Source organism: Amycolatopsis melonis (genome assembly GCF_040064235.1).
GTDB classification, from domain to species: domain Bacteria; phylum Actinomycetota; class Actinomycetes; order Mycobacteriales; family Pseudonocardiaceae; genus Amycolatopsis; species Amycolatopsis melonis.
The window spans coordinates 211,524-224,328 of sequence record NZ_JBDZYD010000004.1 but is presented as its reverse complement, the minus strand read 5'-3'; the positions used below and the strand labels follow the sequence as shown (position 1 = coordinate 224,328).

The 12,805-nt window shown below is 71.8% G+C and carries 14 protein-coding genes; 3 read left to right on the top strand and 11 right to left on the bottom strand.

The features are described from left to right. From fgd to ABJI51_RS11970, 8 genes are all read right to left on the bottom strand, one after another. On the bottom strand, window positions 1–1,005 hold the full coding sequence (gene fgd, locus ABJI51_RS12005) for a glucose-6-phosphate dehydrogenase (coenzyme-F420) (protein WP_348950143.1): 1,005 nt from the start codon (window positions 1,003–1,005) through the stop codon (window positions 1–3). Between the two features lie 177 nt (window positions 1,006–1,182). Continuing rightward, window positions 1,183–2,226 (bottom strand): NAD(P)H-dependent flavin oxidoreductase, encoded by a 1,044-nt coding sequence (locus tag ABJI51_RS12000; protein ID WP_348950142.1) that lies wholly within the window; start codon window positions 2,224–2,226, stop codon window positions 1,183–1,185. Further along, window positions 2,223–2,954: a CoA-transferase subunit beta gene (locus ABJI51_RS11995; protein WP_348950140.1), complete on the bottom strand. Its 732-nt coding sequence runs from the start codon at window positions 2,952–2,954 to the stop codon at window positions 2,223–2,225. Before ABJI51_RS11995 ends, ABJI51_RS12000 begins: the two co-directional genes overlap by 4 nt. Beyond that, window positions 2,951–3,814 (bottom strand): CoA transferase subunit A, encoded by an 864-nt coding sequence (locus tag ABJI51_RS11990; protein WP_348950138.1) that lies wholly within the window; start codon window positions 3,812–3,814, stop codon window positions 2,951–2,953. Before ABJI51_RS11990 ends, ABJI51_RS11995 begins: the two co-directional genes overlap by 4 nt. Further along, window positions 3,804–4,544: an enoyl-CoA hydratase family protein gene (locus tag ABJI51_RS11985; protein WP_348950136.1), complete on the bottom strand. Its 741-nt coding sequence runs from the start codon at window positions 4,542–4,544 to the stop codon at window positions 3,804–3,806. The genes ABJI51_RS11990 and ABJI51_RS11985 overlap by 11 nt, the downstream gene beginning before the upstream one ends. Then, window positions 4,544–5,419, bottom strand: coding sequence for an SDR family oxidoreductase (locus tag ABJI51_RS11980; protein ID WP_348950135.1), 876 nt, complete (start codon window positions 5,417–5,419; stop codon window positions 4,544–4,546). The genes ABJI51_RS11985 and ABJI51_RS11980 overlap by 1 nt, the downstream gene beginning before the upstream one ends. Continuing rightward, window positions 5,416–6,183, bottom strand: a complete 768-nt coding sequence (locus ABJI51_RS11975; RefSeq protein WP_348950133.1) for an SDR family oxidoreductase — start codon at window positions 6,181–6,183, stop codon at window positions 5,416–5,418. The genes ABJI51_RS11980 and ABJI51_RS11975 overlap by 4 nt, the downstream gene beginning before the upstream one ends. An 81-nt stretch (window positions 6,184–6,264) precedes the next feature. Further along, the gene (locus ABJI51_RS11970; RefSeq protein ID WP_348950131.1) at window positions 6,265–6,654 is read right to left on the bottom strand and encodes a winged helix-turn-helix transcriptional regulator; all 390 of its coding nucleotides are present in this window, start codon (window positions 6,652–6,654) and stop codon (window positions 6,265–6,267) included. 120 nt (window positions 6,655–6,774) lie between these two features. Between ABJI51_RS11970 and ABJI51_RS11965 the strand changes: the two genes are divergently transcribed. Further along, entirely contained in the window at window positions 6,775–7,629 is an 855-nt protein-coding gene (locus tag ABJI51_RS11965) for an SDR family oxidoreductase (RefSeq protein ID WP_348950130.1), read from the top strand. A 52-nt stretch (window positions 7,630–7,681) separates the two neighbouring features. Here ABJI51_RS11965 and ABJI51_RS11960 read toward each other — a convergent pair whose 3' ends face one another. Then, window positions 7,682–8,881 (bottom strand): PucR family transcriptional regulator, encoded by a 1,200-nt coding sequence (locus ABJI51_RS11960; protein WP_348950128.1) that lies wholly within the window; start codon window positions 8,879–8,881, stop codon window positions 7,682–7,684. An 87-nt stretch (window positions 8,882–8,968) separates the two neighbouring features. Between ABJI51_RS11960 and ABJI51_RS11955 the strand changes: the two genes are divergently transcribed. Both ABJI51_RS11955 and ABJI51_RS11950 read left to right on the top strand, forming a co-directional pair. Beyond that, window positions 8,969–9,640 carry a TetR/AcrR family transcriptional regulator gene (locus ABJI51_RS11955; RefSeq protein ID WP_348950126.1) on the top strand — a complete coding sequence of 224 codons (672 nt, stop codon included), beginning with the start codon at window positions 8,969–8,971 and terminating at the stop codon, window positions 9,638–9,640. Between the two features lie 195 nt (window positions 9,641–9,835). Beyond that, window positions 9,836–10,498 carry a cutinase family protein gene (locus tag ABJI51_RS11950; protein WP_348950124.1) on the top strand — a complete coding sequence of 221 codons (663 nt, stop codon included), beginning with the start codon at window positions 9,836–9,838 and terminating at the stop codon, window positions 10,496–10,498. 87 nt (window positions 10,499–10,585) lie between these two features. Here ABJI51_RS11950 and ABJI51_RS11945 read toward each other — a convergent pair whose 3' ends face one another. Further along, a complete protein-coding gene (locus ABJI51_RS11945) occupies window positions 10,586–11,794 on the bottom strand; it encodes a lipase family protein (protein WP_348950123.1) in 1,209 nt (402 codons plus the stop codon). A gap of 31 nt (window positions 11,795–11,825) precedes the next feature. Further along, window positions 11,826–12,800, bottom strand: a complete 975-nt coding sequence (locus ABJI51_RS11940; protein ID WP_348950122.1) for an alpha/beta hydrolase — start codon at window positions 12,798–12,800, stop codon at window positions 11,826–11,828. Between the last annotated feature and the right edge of the window lie 5 nt (window positions 12,801–12,805).

Here is a 12,805-nt window from a genome sequence, read left to right as displayed (position 1 = left end):
TCAGCCGAGGGCGCGCAGCTTCGGCAGGACGTCCTCGGAGAACTGGGTCAGGAAGCGCTCCTGGTCGTGGCCGGGACCGTGGAAGACCAGGTGGTTGAGGCCCGCGTCGAGGTACGGCTTGATCTGCGCGACCGCCTCGTCCGGGTCCGACGCCACGATCCAGCGCTTGGCCACCTGCTCGATCGGCAGCTCGTCGGCCAGCCGTTCCATCTCCTCGGCCGAGGACACGCTGTGCTTCTGCTCCGGCGTCAGCGACAGCGGCGCCCAGAACCGCGTGTTCTCCAGCGCCTTCTCCGGGTCGCGGTCATACGACATCTTGATCTCGATCATCCGGTCGATGCCCTCGGCGTCCCGCTCCGCGGCGGCAGCGCCTTCCTTCATCGCGGGCATCAGCTTCTCGGTGTAGAGGTCCATGCCCTTGCCCGAGGTGCAGATGAACCCGTCCCCCGAACGGCCCGCGTACTTCGCGACCACCGGGCCACCTGCGGCGACGTACACCGGCACCGGCTGCTCCGGCCGGTCGTAGATCTTCGCGTTGACCAGCTGGTAGTACTCGCCGTCGAACTCGACGTTGTCCTTGGTCCACAGCTCGCGCATGAGCTTGATCGACTCGCGCAGCCGGGCGAAGCGCTCCTTGAACTCCGGCCACTCCCGCCCCGACACCGCGATCTCGTTCAGCGCCTCACCGGTGCCGACACCGAGGATCACCCGGCCGTTCGACAGCAGCGACATCGTCGCGAACGCCTGCGCGATCACCGCCGGGTTGTACCGGAACGTCGGGGTCAGCACGCTCGTGCCGATCTGCACCCGCTTCGTGCGCTCGGCCACCGCCGGCATCCACGCCAGCGCGAACGGCGCGTGCCCGCCCTCGTGCCGCCACGGCAGGAAGTGGTCGGACACCATCACCGAGTCGAGGCCGACTTCTTCGGCGCGCACCGCGTACTCGACGAGGTCCCGCGGCCCGAACTGCTCCGCCGACGCCTTGTAACCGACCTTCAACGCCACGCTCATCCTCCCGTTTCCCGGCCGAGCCGCCCCCGGGCCCGTCCCTGACCCGACGCTAGCACTCCCGCGCCGGTCCGGCCCCCGGCCAGTCCCGGTGCCGTGCTTGGTCGCAACCGGGAACCCGCCGGCGATATTCCGGCCGCGCAGCCGACATGAACGAGCCGCTCTTCCGGAAACTCAGGACACCAGGCCCCGGAGCCGCTCCTCGGCCTGCCCGACCGTGCCCGCCACAATCTCCGCCACCGTCGGTAGGTCGTCGAGCAGACCCACCACCTGCCCCGACGCGAGCACTCCCGCGTCGGTCCGGCCCTCGACCAGGCCCGCCCGCAGCAGCATCGGGGTGTTGGCCGCCATGACCAGCTGGCTCCACGTCAGGTCGTTGCCGTGCTTCATCGCCAGGCCTTCGCGCAGCATCGCCGCCGGGGACAGGCCGGTGATGCTCCGGAACCGCAGCGCGTTGCGCGCCGCCTGCAGCAGGCCGCGGATCCGGCCCGCCCGTTCGAGGCGATCGACCAGGTCGGTGCGCAGTACCCGGTGCGGGAGGCCGTCGACGCGCCGGGTCACGACCGTGCCGGTCAGCCCCTGTTCGAGGTAGAGGCGCTTGACGTCGTCGGGGACCGTGCTCTCCTTGCTGAGCAGGAACCGGGTACCCATCGCGATGCCCGCCGCGCCGTAGGCCAGCGCGGCCGCGAGGCCGCGGCCGTCGAAGAAGCCGCCGGCCGCGACGACCGGAATGTCCACAGTGTCCAGTACCGACGGCAGCAGCAGCGTGGTCGCCACGCCGCCGGTGTGCCCGCCGCCTTCGCCGCCCTGGACGATGACGGCGTCGGCACCCCAGGCGGCGACCTTCTCGGCGTGCCGGGCCGCGCCGACCGACGGGATCACGACGACGCCGTGGTCGCGCAGCTTCGCGATCATCTCCTTCCGCGGCGCCAGCGCGAACGACGCCACCCGCACCCCCTCGCGGATCAGCAGATCCACGCGGTCACCGGCGTCAACGGCGTCGGCACGCAGGTTGACGCCGAACGGCTTGTCGGTGCGCTTCTTGACCTCGGCGATCGCCGCTTCCAGCTCGGCGAAGGTCATCGTCGCCGAGGCGAGGATGCCGAGCGCGCCCGCTTCGGCGGTCGCCGACACCAGCCGCGGTCCGGCGACCCAGCCCATCCCGGTCTGCACGATCGGGTGCTCGACGCCGACGAGCCGGGTCAGGGCCGTCTTCACGCCGGGACTTCCTTGTCGCGCAGGCCCTGCGGATCCAGGACCTCGCGGAGGAGCCGCAGCTCCGCCGCCGTCGGCTCGCGGCTGGTGCCTGCCCCGGAGAAGCCGATCTCGAACGTCGTCGCCGCCTCGACCTCCTCGCGGGTGACGCCGGGGTGCAGGGACACCGCCCGCATCGAGTGGTCCGGCGTGGCGAAGTCGAAGACGCCGAGGTTGGTGACGACCCGGTGGACGTCGTGGTACTTCTCCGCCGAAGGACCCGCCTTGGCCGCATTGTCGTAGCCCACGCCCGACACAACGTCCACTGTGTCCACGAACACCCGCGTGGAATGCCGCGGCACCCAGTAGCTCGTGCGGTGGTTGACGGTGTTGCCCGGCGTGCCCCGCACACCCAGCAGCTGCTTCTTCGGCCGGGTGTGGTCGCCGATGGCGGAGATGTTCTGGTTGCCGTACCGGTCGATCTGGTTGGCACCCATGACGACGTGCCGCCGTCCGTGGGGGACGATCGTGTCCAGCATCTTGCGGAACGGCTGCCAGCCTTCGACGACGCCGTCCGGGGTGACCAGGTACGCCTCGCCGTCGGACATCAGCAGGTCCGGTTCGAACGTCAGCCGCGCGAGCTTCGCGCCCAGCTGCGGGATGAGGCCCATCGGGCTGGCGACGATCTCACCGTCGCCGCGGAACAGCTCGGCCACCGCCACCACGGCGATCTCGGCCCGGGTCGCGCTCATGCCGCCTCCGCCGCGAACTTGTCCACTTCGGACAGATACTGCTTCTCGTCCCCCGACAGGAAACGATCCACGAAACCCGGCCACGCATCCAGATCCTTCGCGCAGGACGCGTAGTGCCGCTGGAACCGCTCGTCGCGGCCGTAGTCCGGCACCGCCGTCGTGAAATGCGCACCCCGCGGCGCTTCGACGACGCCGTCCACGCTGCCCCGGTTGAGCAGCAGCGACTGCACCGGACCACCCGACGTCAGCTCCGCCGTGTCGACGACCTTCTCCACCGACACGAACCGTTTGGCAGCGGCCAGGCAGAACAGGTCGTCGAAGTACGGGTCCGGGCCGAGGTACTGGGCGTTGCCACGGGCGTCGGCACGGTTGAGGTGCACCAGCGCGACGTCCAGATACTGCGCGGGCACCGCGACCAGCTCCTCGCCGTCCTCGTACGGAGACCGCACGGTACGCAGCCTGGGGTTGGCGCGCATCACCTCCGAGCCCAGCCCGGCCCGCGTCGGCAGGAACGGAAGACGTTGCGCTGCAGCGGAAAGCGCCGCGCCGAACATGCCCTCGTCGTACTCGGTCACCTCGATCGCCCCGGTCTCGCGGGCCCGGCCGAACCACGGGTCGAACGGGATCGAATCCAGCGTCACGAACCCGAACACGACCCGCGACACCTTGCCCGCCGCGCACAGCAGGCCGACGTCGGGGCCGCCGTAGGACACCACGGTCAGGTCCTTCACCGGCGTGCGGAGGATCGCCCGGACCAGCGCCATCGGCTTGCGCCGGGACCCCCAGCCGCCGATGCCGATCGTCATGCCGTCTTCCAGTTCCGCCGCGACGTCGTCGGCGGTCGTGCGCTTATCGGCCATTCAGGAACTCCTCGCGGGCCTCGTCGGACGCGCCGAGCAGGTTCAGCTCGAAGGTGAAGCCCTGCTCGAAGCGGTAGCTGCGGTGCACCTGCTGGGTGTCGATGCCGTTCAGGGCTTCCTTCGCCGCCCGGATCACCCGCGGGTCCTTCTTCGCGATGTCGCGCGCGATGTCCAGGGCCGCGTCGTCGAGTTCCGCGCGCGGCACCACCTGGTAGACCGAACCGTGGGCGTGCAGCTCGGCGGCGGTGATCGTGCGGGCGGTGAAGTACAACGTGCGCATCAGGTGCTGCGGCACCAGCCGCGCCAGATGCGTCGCCGCTCCCAACGCACCCCGCTCGACCTCCGGCACCCCGAACGTGGCGTCGTCCGAGGCGACGACCACGTCGGCGTTGCCGACCAGGCCGATGCCACCGCCGAGACAGAAACCGTGCACCGCGGCAACGACCGGCACCGCGCAGTCGTACACCGCACCGAAAGCCGCATAACAGCCCCGATTCGCGCCGACCAGCGCGTCGTAACCGGCACTGCGCTGAATCTCCTTGATGTCGACCCCGGCGTTGAAACCCCGGCCTTCCGCCCGCAGGACCACCACGTGGACACCGGAGTCGCGGCCCGCCTGCGTGATCGCGTCGGCCAGGTCGAACCAGCCCTGCACCGGCAGCGCGTTCACCGGCGGGAAGTCGACGGTGACGACCTCGACGTGCCCGTCACGCCTGGTGCGGATGCCCATCAGCTCGCTCCGTACACGGGTTCGGGCTCGGGCGCGCGCTCGAGCAGGTCCTTGACGACCGGGCCGAGTTCGGCCGGGTCCCAGCGGGCGCCCTTGTCGACGGCCGGGCCGTGCCGCCACGCCTGGGCCAGCGAGACCTTCCCGCCCTCGACCTCGAAGACCCGGCCGGTCACGTGCGACGACTCCTCGCTGCCCAGCCACACGACCAGCGGCGAGACGTTTTCCGGGGCCATCGCGTCGAATCCGGTGTCCGGCCGGGCCATCGACGCGAACACCGCCTCGGTCATCCGGGTCCGCGCGGCCGGGGCGATGGCGTTGACGGTGACGCCGTAGCGGGCGAGTTCCGCGGCCGCCACGACGGTCAGGGCGGCGATCCCGGCCTTCGCCGCCGAGTAGTTGCCCTGCCCGACGCTGCCGAGCAGCCCGGCGCCGGAACTGGTGTTGATCACCCGCGCGCTCGGGGTCCGCCCGGCCTTCGCTTCGGCCCGCCAGTGCTCGGCGGCGTGCCGCAGCGGGGCGAAGTGGCCTTTGAGGTGCACGCGGACCACCGCGTCCCATTCGTCTTCGCCGAGGTTGACCAGCATCCGGTCCCGCACGAAACCGGCGTTGTTGACCAGCACGTCCAGCCGCCCGAAGTGCTCCAGCGCGGTGCCGATCAGGGCACGGGCCCCGGCCCAGTCGGCAACGTCGGAGGTGTTCGCGACGGCTTTCCCGCCCTGGTCCCCGATTTCCGCGACGACTTCGGCGGCGTCGTCGTCGACGTCGTTCACGACGACGAGGGCGCCTTCGGCCGCGAAGGCCAATGCGTGGGCCCGCCCGATGCCGCGGCCGGCGCCGGTCACCACGACCACGCGGTCCTGGCACAAGCTGCTCACGAATCCTCCCGATGGTTGACGTCGGCGGCGGCGAGGAAGGCCGGGACCTCCCCGCCGCCGTGCACGCGCAGGGTCGCGCCGGAGACGTAGGAAGCGAGCGGCGAGGCGAGGAACGCGGCGCACGCCCCCACCTCCGCGGGTTCGGCGAGCCGCCCGAGCGGCACGGTCTTGCCGACCGCCTCGATCGCGGCCTCACTGCCGTAGTGCAGGTGGGCCTGCTCGGTACGGACCATGCCGACGTCGAGGGCGTTGACCCGCACCTTGGGCGCCCACTCCACGGCCAGGCTCGCGGTCAGGTTGTCCAGCCCGGCCTTCGCGGCGCCGTAGGCGGCGGTTCCCGGCGAGGCCCGCGTCCCGCTGACGCTGGAGATCATCACGATCGAGCCGCCGCCGTCCTGGCGTTGCATGACGGCGTTGGCCCGCTGGGCCACCAGCAGCGGGGCGAGGAGGTTGAGCTGCACGATCTTCTCGTGCAGGCGCGGCGACGCGTCGGCCGCGGGCGCGTACGGCGCGCCGCCGGCGTTGTTCACGACGACGTCGAGGCGGCCGTGCCGGTCGACGATCCCGTCGATCAGGGCCGCGACCTGGGCTTCGTCGCGGACGTCGCAGCGGGCGAACTCGGCGTCGATGGGGGTGTCGTGCCGCGCGCAGGCGACGACGTGGGCGCCGTAGGCGAGGAACACGTCGCTGATGCCCCGGCCGACGCCGCGGACGCCGCCGGTGACCAGCACGACGGCACCGGCCAGGCCCAGATCGGTCTTCACCCCACGAAACTAGAACACGTTCTCGCTATGGGCAAGGGTAGCCGCGGCCGATTCCGCGGGCCGGACTAGAACCCGTTACCGTCAGCCCTTCGCGGCGTCGTACGCGGCCTGGGCCGCCATGACCTCGGGCATCTGCGCCTCGACGTCGTGGATCAGCGCCAGCAGCAGCTCCGCGGTCCGCCGCCCGCGCGGAGTCAGGCTGTACTCCACCTTCGGCGGGATCGTCGGCTGGGCTTCGCGATGCACGAAGCCGTCGCGCTCCAGCGCCTGCAACGTCTGGGCCAGCATCTTCTCGCTGACGCCGTCGACGCGGCGGCGCAGCGCGTTGAACCGGAACGTGCCGTCGTACAGGGCAGCCATGGCCAGGATGCCCCAGCGGCCGGTGATGTGCTCCAGCGTCGCCCGGGACGTGCACGCCTGCGCGAAGACGTCGAAGAGGACCCGCTGGTGCTCGTCGCGCTCCTCGCTCATGCCCTCCACGGTACCCCGTCCACCGCAGACGCCCAGGTGAGGATGCTCACCAAGAGTTGGCACTTTCTCAGAGTTAGTACATTCTCTGGGTAAGTAACCCGTAGCGCGAGGAGTGAACGGATGATCGTCGTCACCGGTGCCACCGGCCAGCTGGGCCGCCTGGTCGTCGAAGGACTGCTGAAGAAGGTCCCGCCCGCCGAGATCGTCGCCGCCGTGCGGGATCCGCGGAAGGCCGACGGGTTCGCCGCCCGCGGTGTCCAGGTGCGGACCGCCGACTACGACGACCCGGCGACGCTCGCCGCGGCGTTCGACGGCGCGGACAAGGTGCTGCTGATCTCCAGCAGCACGCCCGGCGTGCGCGTCGCCCAGCACACCGCCGCCGTCACGGCCGCCCGCGAGGCCGGCGTCGGGCACCTCGCCTACACCAGCATCCTGGCCGCGGACACGTCGAGGCTGCTGCTGGCCGCCGAGCACAAGGCGACCGAGGAGGTCATCCGCGAGTCGGGCGTGCCGTTCACGTTCCTGCGCAACGGCTGGTACACCGAGAACTACGAGCAGACGGTCGCGCAGGCCCTCGCGTCAGGCTCCTTCACCGGCAGCGCGGGCGAAGGCCGCCTCGGCGGCGTCCCGCGGCTCGACTACGCCGAAGCCGCCGTCGCGGTGCTGACCGGCGAAGGCCACCTCGGCCAGGTCTACGAGCTGGCCGGCGACGAGCCGTGGAGCTACGCCGACCTCGCCGCGGCGATCGCGGCCGCCGCGGGCAAGCCGGTGTCCTATGAGGACGTCCCGGCCGAGCAGCACCGGCAGCTCCTGCTCGGCTTCGGCCTGCCGGAGCCGCTGGCGGCGATGCTGGTGGACGCCGACCGCGGCATCGCCGACGGCGAGCTGGCCTCGGCGTCCGGCGACCTGCGCCGCCTCATCGGCCGTCCCACCACGCCGCTGGCCGACGCCGTCGCGGCCCTGGTCAAAAACTGAGCCGGCGCCGTGAATGCCACATTGCCGGACTCCATGTCCCTCGATGTGGCATTCACGGACCTTCGGCCGTCAGGGACCGCAGGCCCGAAGCCCGCAGTGCGGCCTGCATCGCGAACCGCGCGTCCGGGTCCTCGAGCCGGTCGCCGAACGCCTGCTTGAGCTGGCGCACGCGATACCGGACCGTCTGCGGGTGCACCGAAAGATCCACCGCGATCTTCTCGGAGTTGCCGCCGTTCTGCAGCCAGGACAACAGGGTCTCGCCCAGCCGGCGACGCGTGCGCTCGGGGAACTGCGCCAGCGGGGCCAGCTCGCGGCGGGCGACCTGCTCGGCCAGCGGCGTGTCGGACAGCAGCCACAGCTCGGTCAGGTGCTCGGTGCACCACGTGACCGGGGCGTCCGGCAGCGCGCCGCCGGCCACCAGCCGCAGCGCCGCCCTGGCCCAGCGCAGGGAATGCGCCGCCGCGTCCAGGTCCACCGCCGGGCCGACCGCGACGCGGGCGCCGAGCCGGGTCAGGCTGCGGGGGTCGACCGGGGCGGGCAGGAGCAGGAACGGCTGGGGCGGGTCGAGGTCGGCGAGCACCTCCGGCCCCCACGACGTGCCCACCGGCGCTTCCGCGGCGACCGCCGCGATCTCGCGCGGCACCGGCCAGCCCGCGGCCGCCGCGAGTTCGGCGAGCACCGCGTCCGGGACGCTGCCCGGGCCGGTCAGCAGCCGCAGCAGGCGGCGCCGCAGGCCCGCCCGCGTCCCGTCGATCTCCGCCCGCGCCTCGCGGTAGCCCTGGCTCGACATCCTGGCCAGGTCGTCGGCGTAGCCGAACAGCATCTCGGCCAGCTGCGCCATCACCGTGGAGGACAGCCGGTGCCGTCGGCCCAGCCGCATGATCCAGCGCCAGCCGGCGCGGGTGCCGACGCGGTAGGCCGCCTGCAGCTCGTCGAGCGTCCGGCCTTCGCGGGCTTCCCCGGCGCCGAGCCGGCGGCACGTCTCGTACAGCCGGTCGCGCGGGGCGTGCGGATCCTCGACGAGGTCGACGAACAGCGCGACGGCGCACTCGACGCCGTGCCGGGTCACGCGGCCGTACGACCCGTCGCCGGGCCGGGCGTAGACCGGGACCGCGCGCCACACCTCGCGCACGATCCACTCCACCAGTGCCGCCCTGGCCGGCCGCATCAACGCGGCCAGCTCGGCTCTTCGGAACACTTCCGCGCCGTCTCGGGGGACGGGGACGGTCTGCCGGGCACTGTCGCGGGACACCAGGTTTCCTCCACCGGAGACGGCGGCACAGTCGGCTTTACCAGCTTTACCGGACAGTAAAGCAGGGAGACCGTACAGTACACCTCCATGAGCCGGCAGAGTCCTCCTGATCGATCCAGCGCTCGCCGCAGCCCGGCCGCCCGGCCCACCGACGACGAGCTGCTCGACGCCGCCCGCGCGGTGTTCGCCGAGCGGGGATTCGCGCAGGCCACCATGGACCTGATCGCCGACCGCGCCGATTCCACCAAACCGACCCTCTACGCCCATTTCGGCGACAAGGCGGCGCTTTTCCGCGCCACGGTCACCCGGGAGGTCGCGGCCCTGCGGGAGTGGGTGCTCGCCGCCCACGAAACGGCGCATTCGCGGCCGCTGGAGGAACGCGTCCGGCATTCGGTGATGGCCATGTTCCGCTACGCGGGCGCGTATCCGGAAAGCTTCCGGCTGCTGTTCGACTCCGCCGTCGACGAGATGTCCGGCGAGCGCCGCGCGCTGGCCGACACCATCGCCACGCACGTGACCGGCCAGGTGCACGAGTACCTGCGGGCGCACGGCCGCCCGGTGGGCCAGGGCGCGGACCTGCTCGGCGCGATGATGGTGGGCCTGGTCGGCCGGGCCGCGATGCACGTCTCCCACTCCCCCGGCGCCGACCCGATCGCCGCGGGCGAGCTCGCCACCGGGTTCGTCATGGCCGCGCTGCGCGGCCTCGACCCGGCACTGCTGGACCGCGCCGACAGCCCGGCCGGGCAGTGCGCGGGCTGAGTGTCCACTCCGGACTGATTGTCACCGGCCGGACAATTCCCGCTCCTACCGGAAACCGCCTCTTGCCGGGGCAGGCAACCGCTGTCACGCTGCCGTTACCGCAAGCACGAACGCCATTTCGGCTTCGCACGGAAAGCGCTTGCCGACTCCTGTCGCCTGCACTGTTGCCTGCACACAAAGAGGTGTTGATCAGCCATGCTTCGCGTCCCCCGTAACCGCCTGCTGTCCGCCGCCGCCGCACTCGGCCTCGCCGTCACCGGCCTCACCGTCGCCGGTGCCCCGGCGGCCTCCGCCGCGCCGTGCACCGACATCGACGTGGCGGTGGCCCGCGGCACGGGCGAGCCCGGCTCGCTGGGCCTGCTCGTCGGCCAGCCCGTCTTCCAGGCGGTGCAGAACCGGCTGCGGCCGCGGTCGGTGAGCAGCTACCGCGTGGACTACCCGGCCGACCTGATCGAGCCCGCCTCGGTGCAGCGCGGCAACACCGACCTGGTCGCCCACGTGCGGACGCAGGCCGCCGCCTGCCCGCAGCAGCGGTTCGTCCTCGTCGGCTACTCGCAGGGCGCCAACGTCGTCGACAACTCGATCGGCATCAGCAGCGACGGCGCCATCGTCGGCGGCCCGATCGTGGCGACCATCCCGGCCGAGCTGGCCCCGCGGATCGCGGCGATCCTGCTGTTCGGCAACCCGATCCGCGCGATCGGCCGGTCGGTGACCGGCACCTACCAGAGCCGCACCAAGGACTACTGCGCCGACGGCGACCCGATCTGCCAGGCGGGCGGCACGAACATCCTGGCCCACCTCGGCTACGGCAGCCAGGCCGACGACGCGGCCGCCTTCGCCGCGAGCAAGGTCGGCTGACCGGGTCTGCCGCAGCCGGTCGTGAGTGAGAAACAGTGTTCTAACCCTGTTTCTCACTCACGACAAGCCGCGGCAGACCACCCACCCTCAGCAGTTGGACGGCGCAGGTTCTCCGGTGAAGCGCTTGACGATCCACTGGTGGGCGTCGGCCTGGCCGGCGATCAGGCCCGTGGCGTGCTCGGCCGGGTAGGTCGTCCACTGCTCGCGGACCCCGGCCGCGCAGTACGCCCGGTGCAGTGCTTCGGCCTGCGGGGTGTTGACGATCTCGTCGGTGCTCGCGTGGTACTGGAACACCGGCACCCGCGGCGGGTGCGCGCCCAGCTTGTTCTGGGCCAGCCGGGCCTGCCACTGCGGCGTCGCCAGCGGATTCGACGTCGTGAAGTCGCCGATCTTCTTGAACGCGTAGTTCAGCAGCAGTTCCGCGGTGCACGCGTTCTTCTTCGCGTCGGCCAGCTGCGTCCGGCCCGTTGCGTTGAGGAAGGAGTCGAGCTTCAGGTCCGGGTACGCCGCATCGAGCCCGACCGCGGCGAAGGCGAGGAACCCGAACCCGAGATAGCCGTCGAGGCCCTTCGCGACCTCGGTCAGGTCGGCGGGGACCCCGCCCGCGACGACGCCGGCGACGTTCAGCTCCGGCGCGTACGACGGCTGCTTCTCCCCCGCCCACATCGCTCCGCCGCCGCCCTGGGAGTACCCCTGGAAGATCACCTTGGCCGTCTTGGCCAGCCGCGCGGCCGGGAGGTTCTGCGCCGCCCGCACCGAGTCGATCACCGCCGGGCCCATCGACTGCCCGGTGATGTAGGTCGGCACCGTCGTCGGCGAGTAGCCCTCGTAGTCGGTCACCGCGACCGCGTAGCCGCTGGAGATCGAGTCGTTGAGGGCGGGCTGGTCGTAGAGGGTGCCCCGCTCGATCGCCTTCGACGCCGTGCACTTGAACGCCGGGCCCTGCGTCCCGACGGCGTACCCGACGATCGGCGTCGTGGCCGGGTCGGCGCCCTTGGGCACCATGATCGTGCCGGTCACCGCGTCCGGGCGGCCCAGCGCGTCGGTCGAGAGGTACATGACCTGCCAGGCGTCGGCGTTGGCCGCGTTCAGCAGCGGCACCGACGGCCGCCAGCGGATGACGTCACCCGGCTTGCCGGACGGGAGCGGCGACGGCGGGACGTAGAACGAGTCGTCGAACGGACCGGGCAGCAGCGGGGCCGCACCGGCGGGCGGGCTCGCGGCCACCACCCCCAGCGCCGCCAGTGCCACGCCGAGCAACGCCGAAACCGTGCGTCGCAAGTGGACAGACTTCACCACAACCTCCAACCGGGGAAGGGGAATGCGTTCAGGCAGGCAGGCCGAGCGCGCCGGCCAGCACCGGCCACGAGTTGTGCAGGGCCCGCTGCCAGTACGGCCAGCTGTGCGTGCCGGGCCCGTAGTAGTCGACGGTCACCGGGATGCCGGCGGCGCGCAGCCGGTCGGTGAAGCTGCTGGAGGACAGCAGCGCCGAGGGCTCCAGGACGTCGGACTGCCCCGGCGGGTCCAGCGGCCCGGTCTGGCCGTTGCCGCAGGAGACGTAGAGCGCGGTGCCGCGCAGCTGGTCGGCGTGGTCGTAGGGGTTGTTCGCCGACCACAGCGGCCGCATGCCGAACGAGTCGCCCCACAGCTGCAGGTAGTTGTAGATCCCGGCACGCGCGAGGATGCCGATGATCCAGATCGGGATGCCCGGGTAGAGCGTGTTGGGCACGCCGCTGTAGGAGGCGGCCGCGCCGAACATCCCGGGGTGCTTGAAGGCGTAGGCCATCGCGCCGTAGCCGCCGATCGACAGCCCGGCGACGGCCCGGCGCGTCCCGCCGCGGTACCCGCGTTCGACGATCTGGCGCACTTCGGCGGTGTGGAACGTGTCCCAGTCGGGGGTGTCCTTGAGGCCGAAGTTCCACCACTTCGTGTACATCCCCGCCGGCCCGCCCGTCGGCATCACGACCAGGGTGTCCTTGGCGGCGGTGAACGCCTTGACGTCGGTGAACTGGTCCCACGACCGGTAGTCGACCGGCTCGCAGCAGCCGTGCAGCAGGAACAGCACGGGCCAGGTCCGCGCAGGCTGCGAAGCCCAGCCGGGCGGCACGAGCAGCCGGACCATCCCCGTGGTGCCCAGCGCCGGGGAGTCGATCTTCAGGTCGACGGTCCGCGCGTCGAGCCAGGTTTCCGCGACGACTTTCGCGCCGTCGTCGGCCGCGACCGGGGCCGCGTGGGCGGCGGTCACGCCGCCTCCGGCGACCAGCAGGACGACGGACAACGCCAGCAGGGCGATCCGGTTCACAGCGA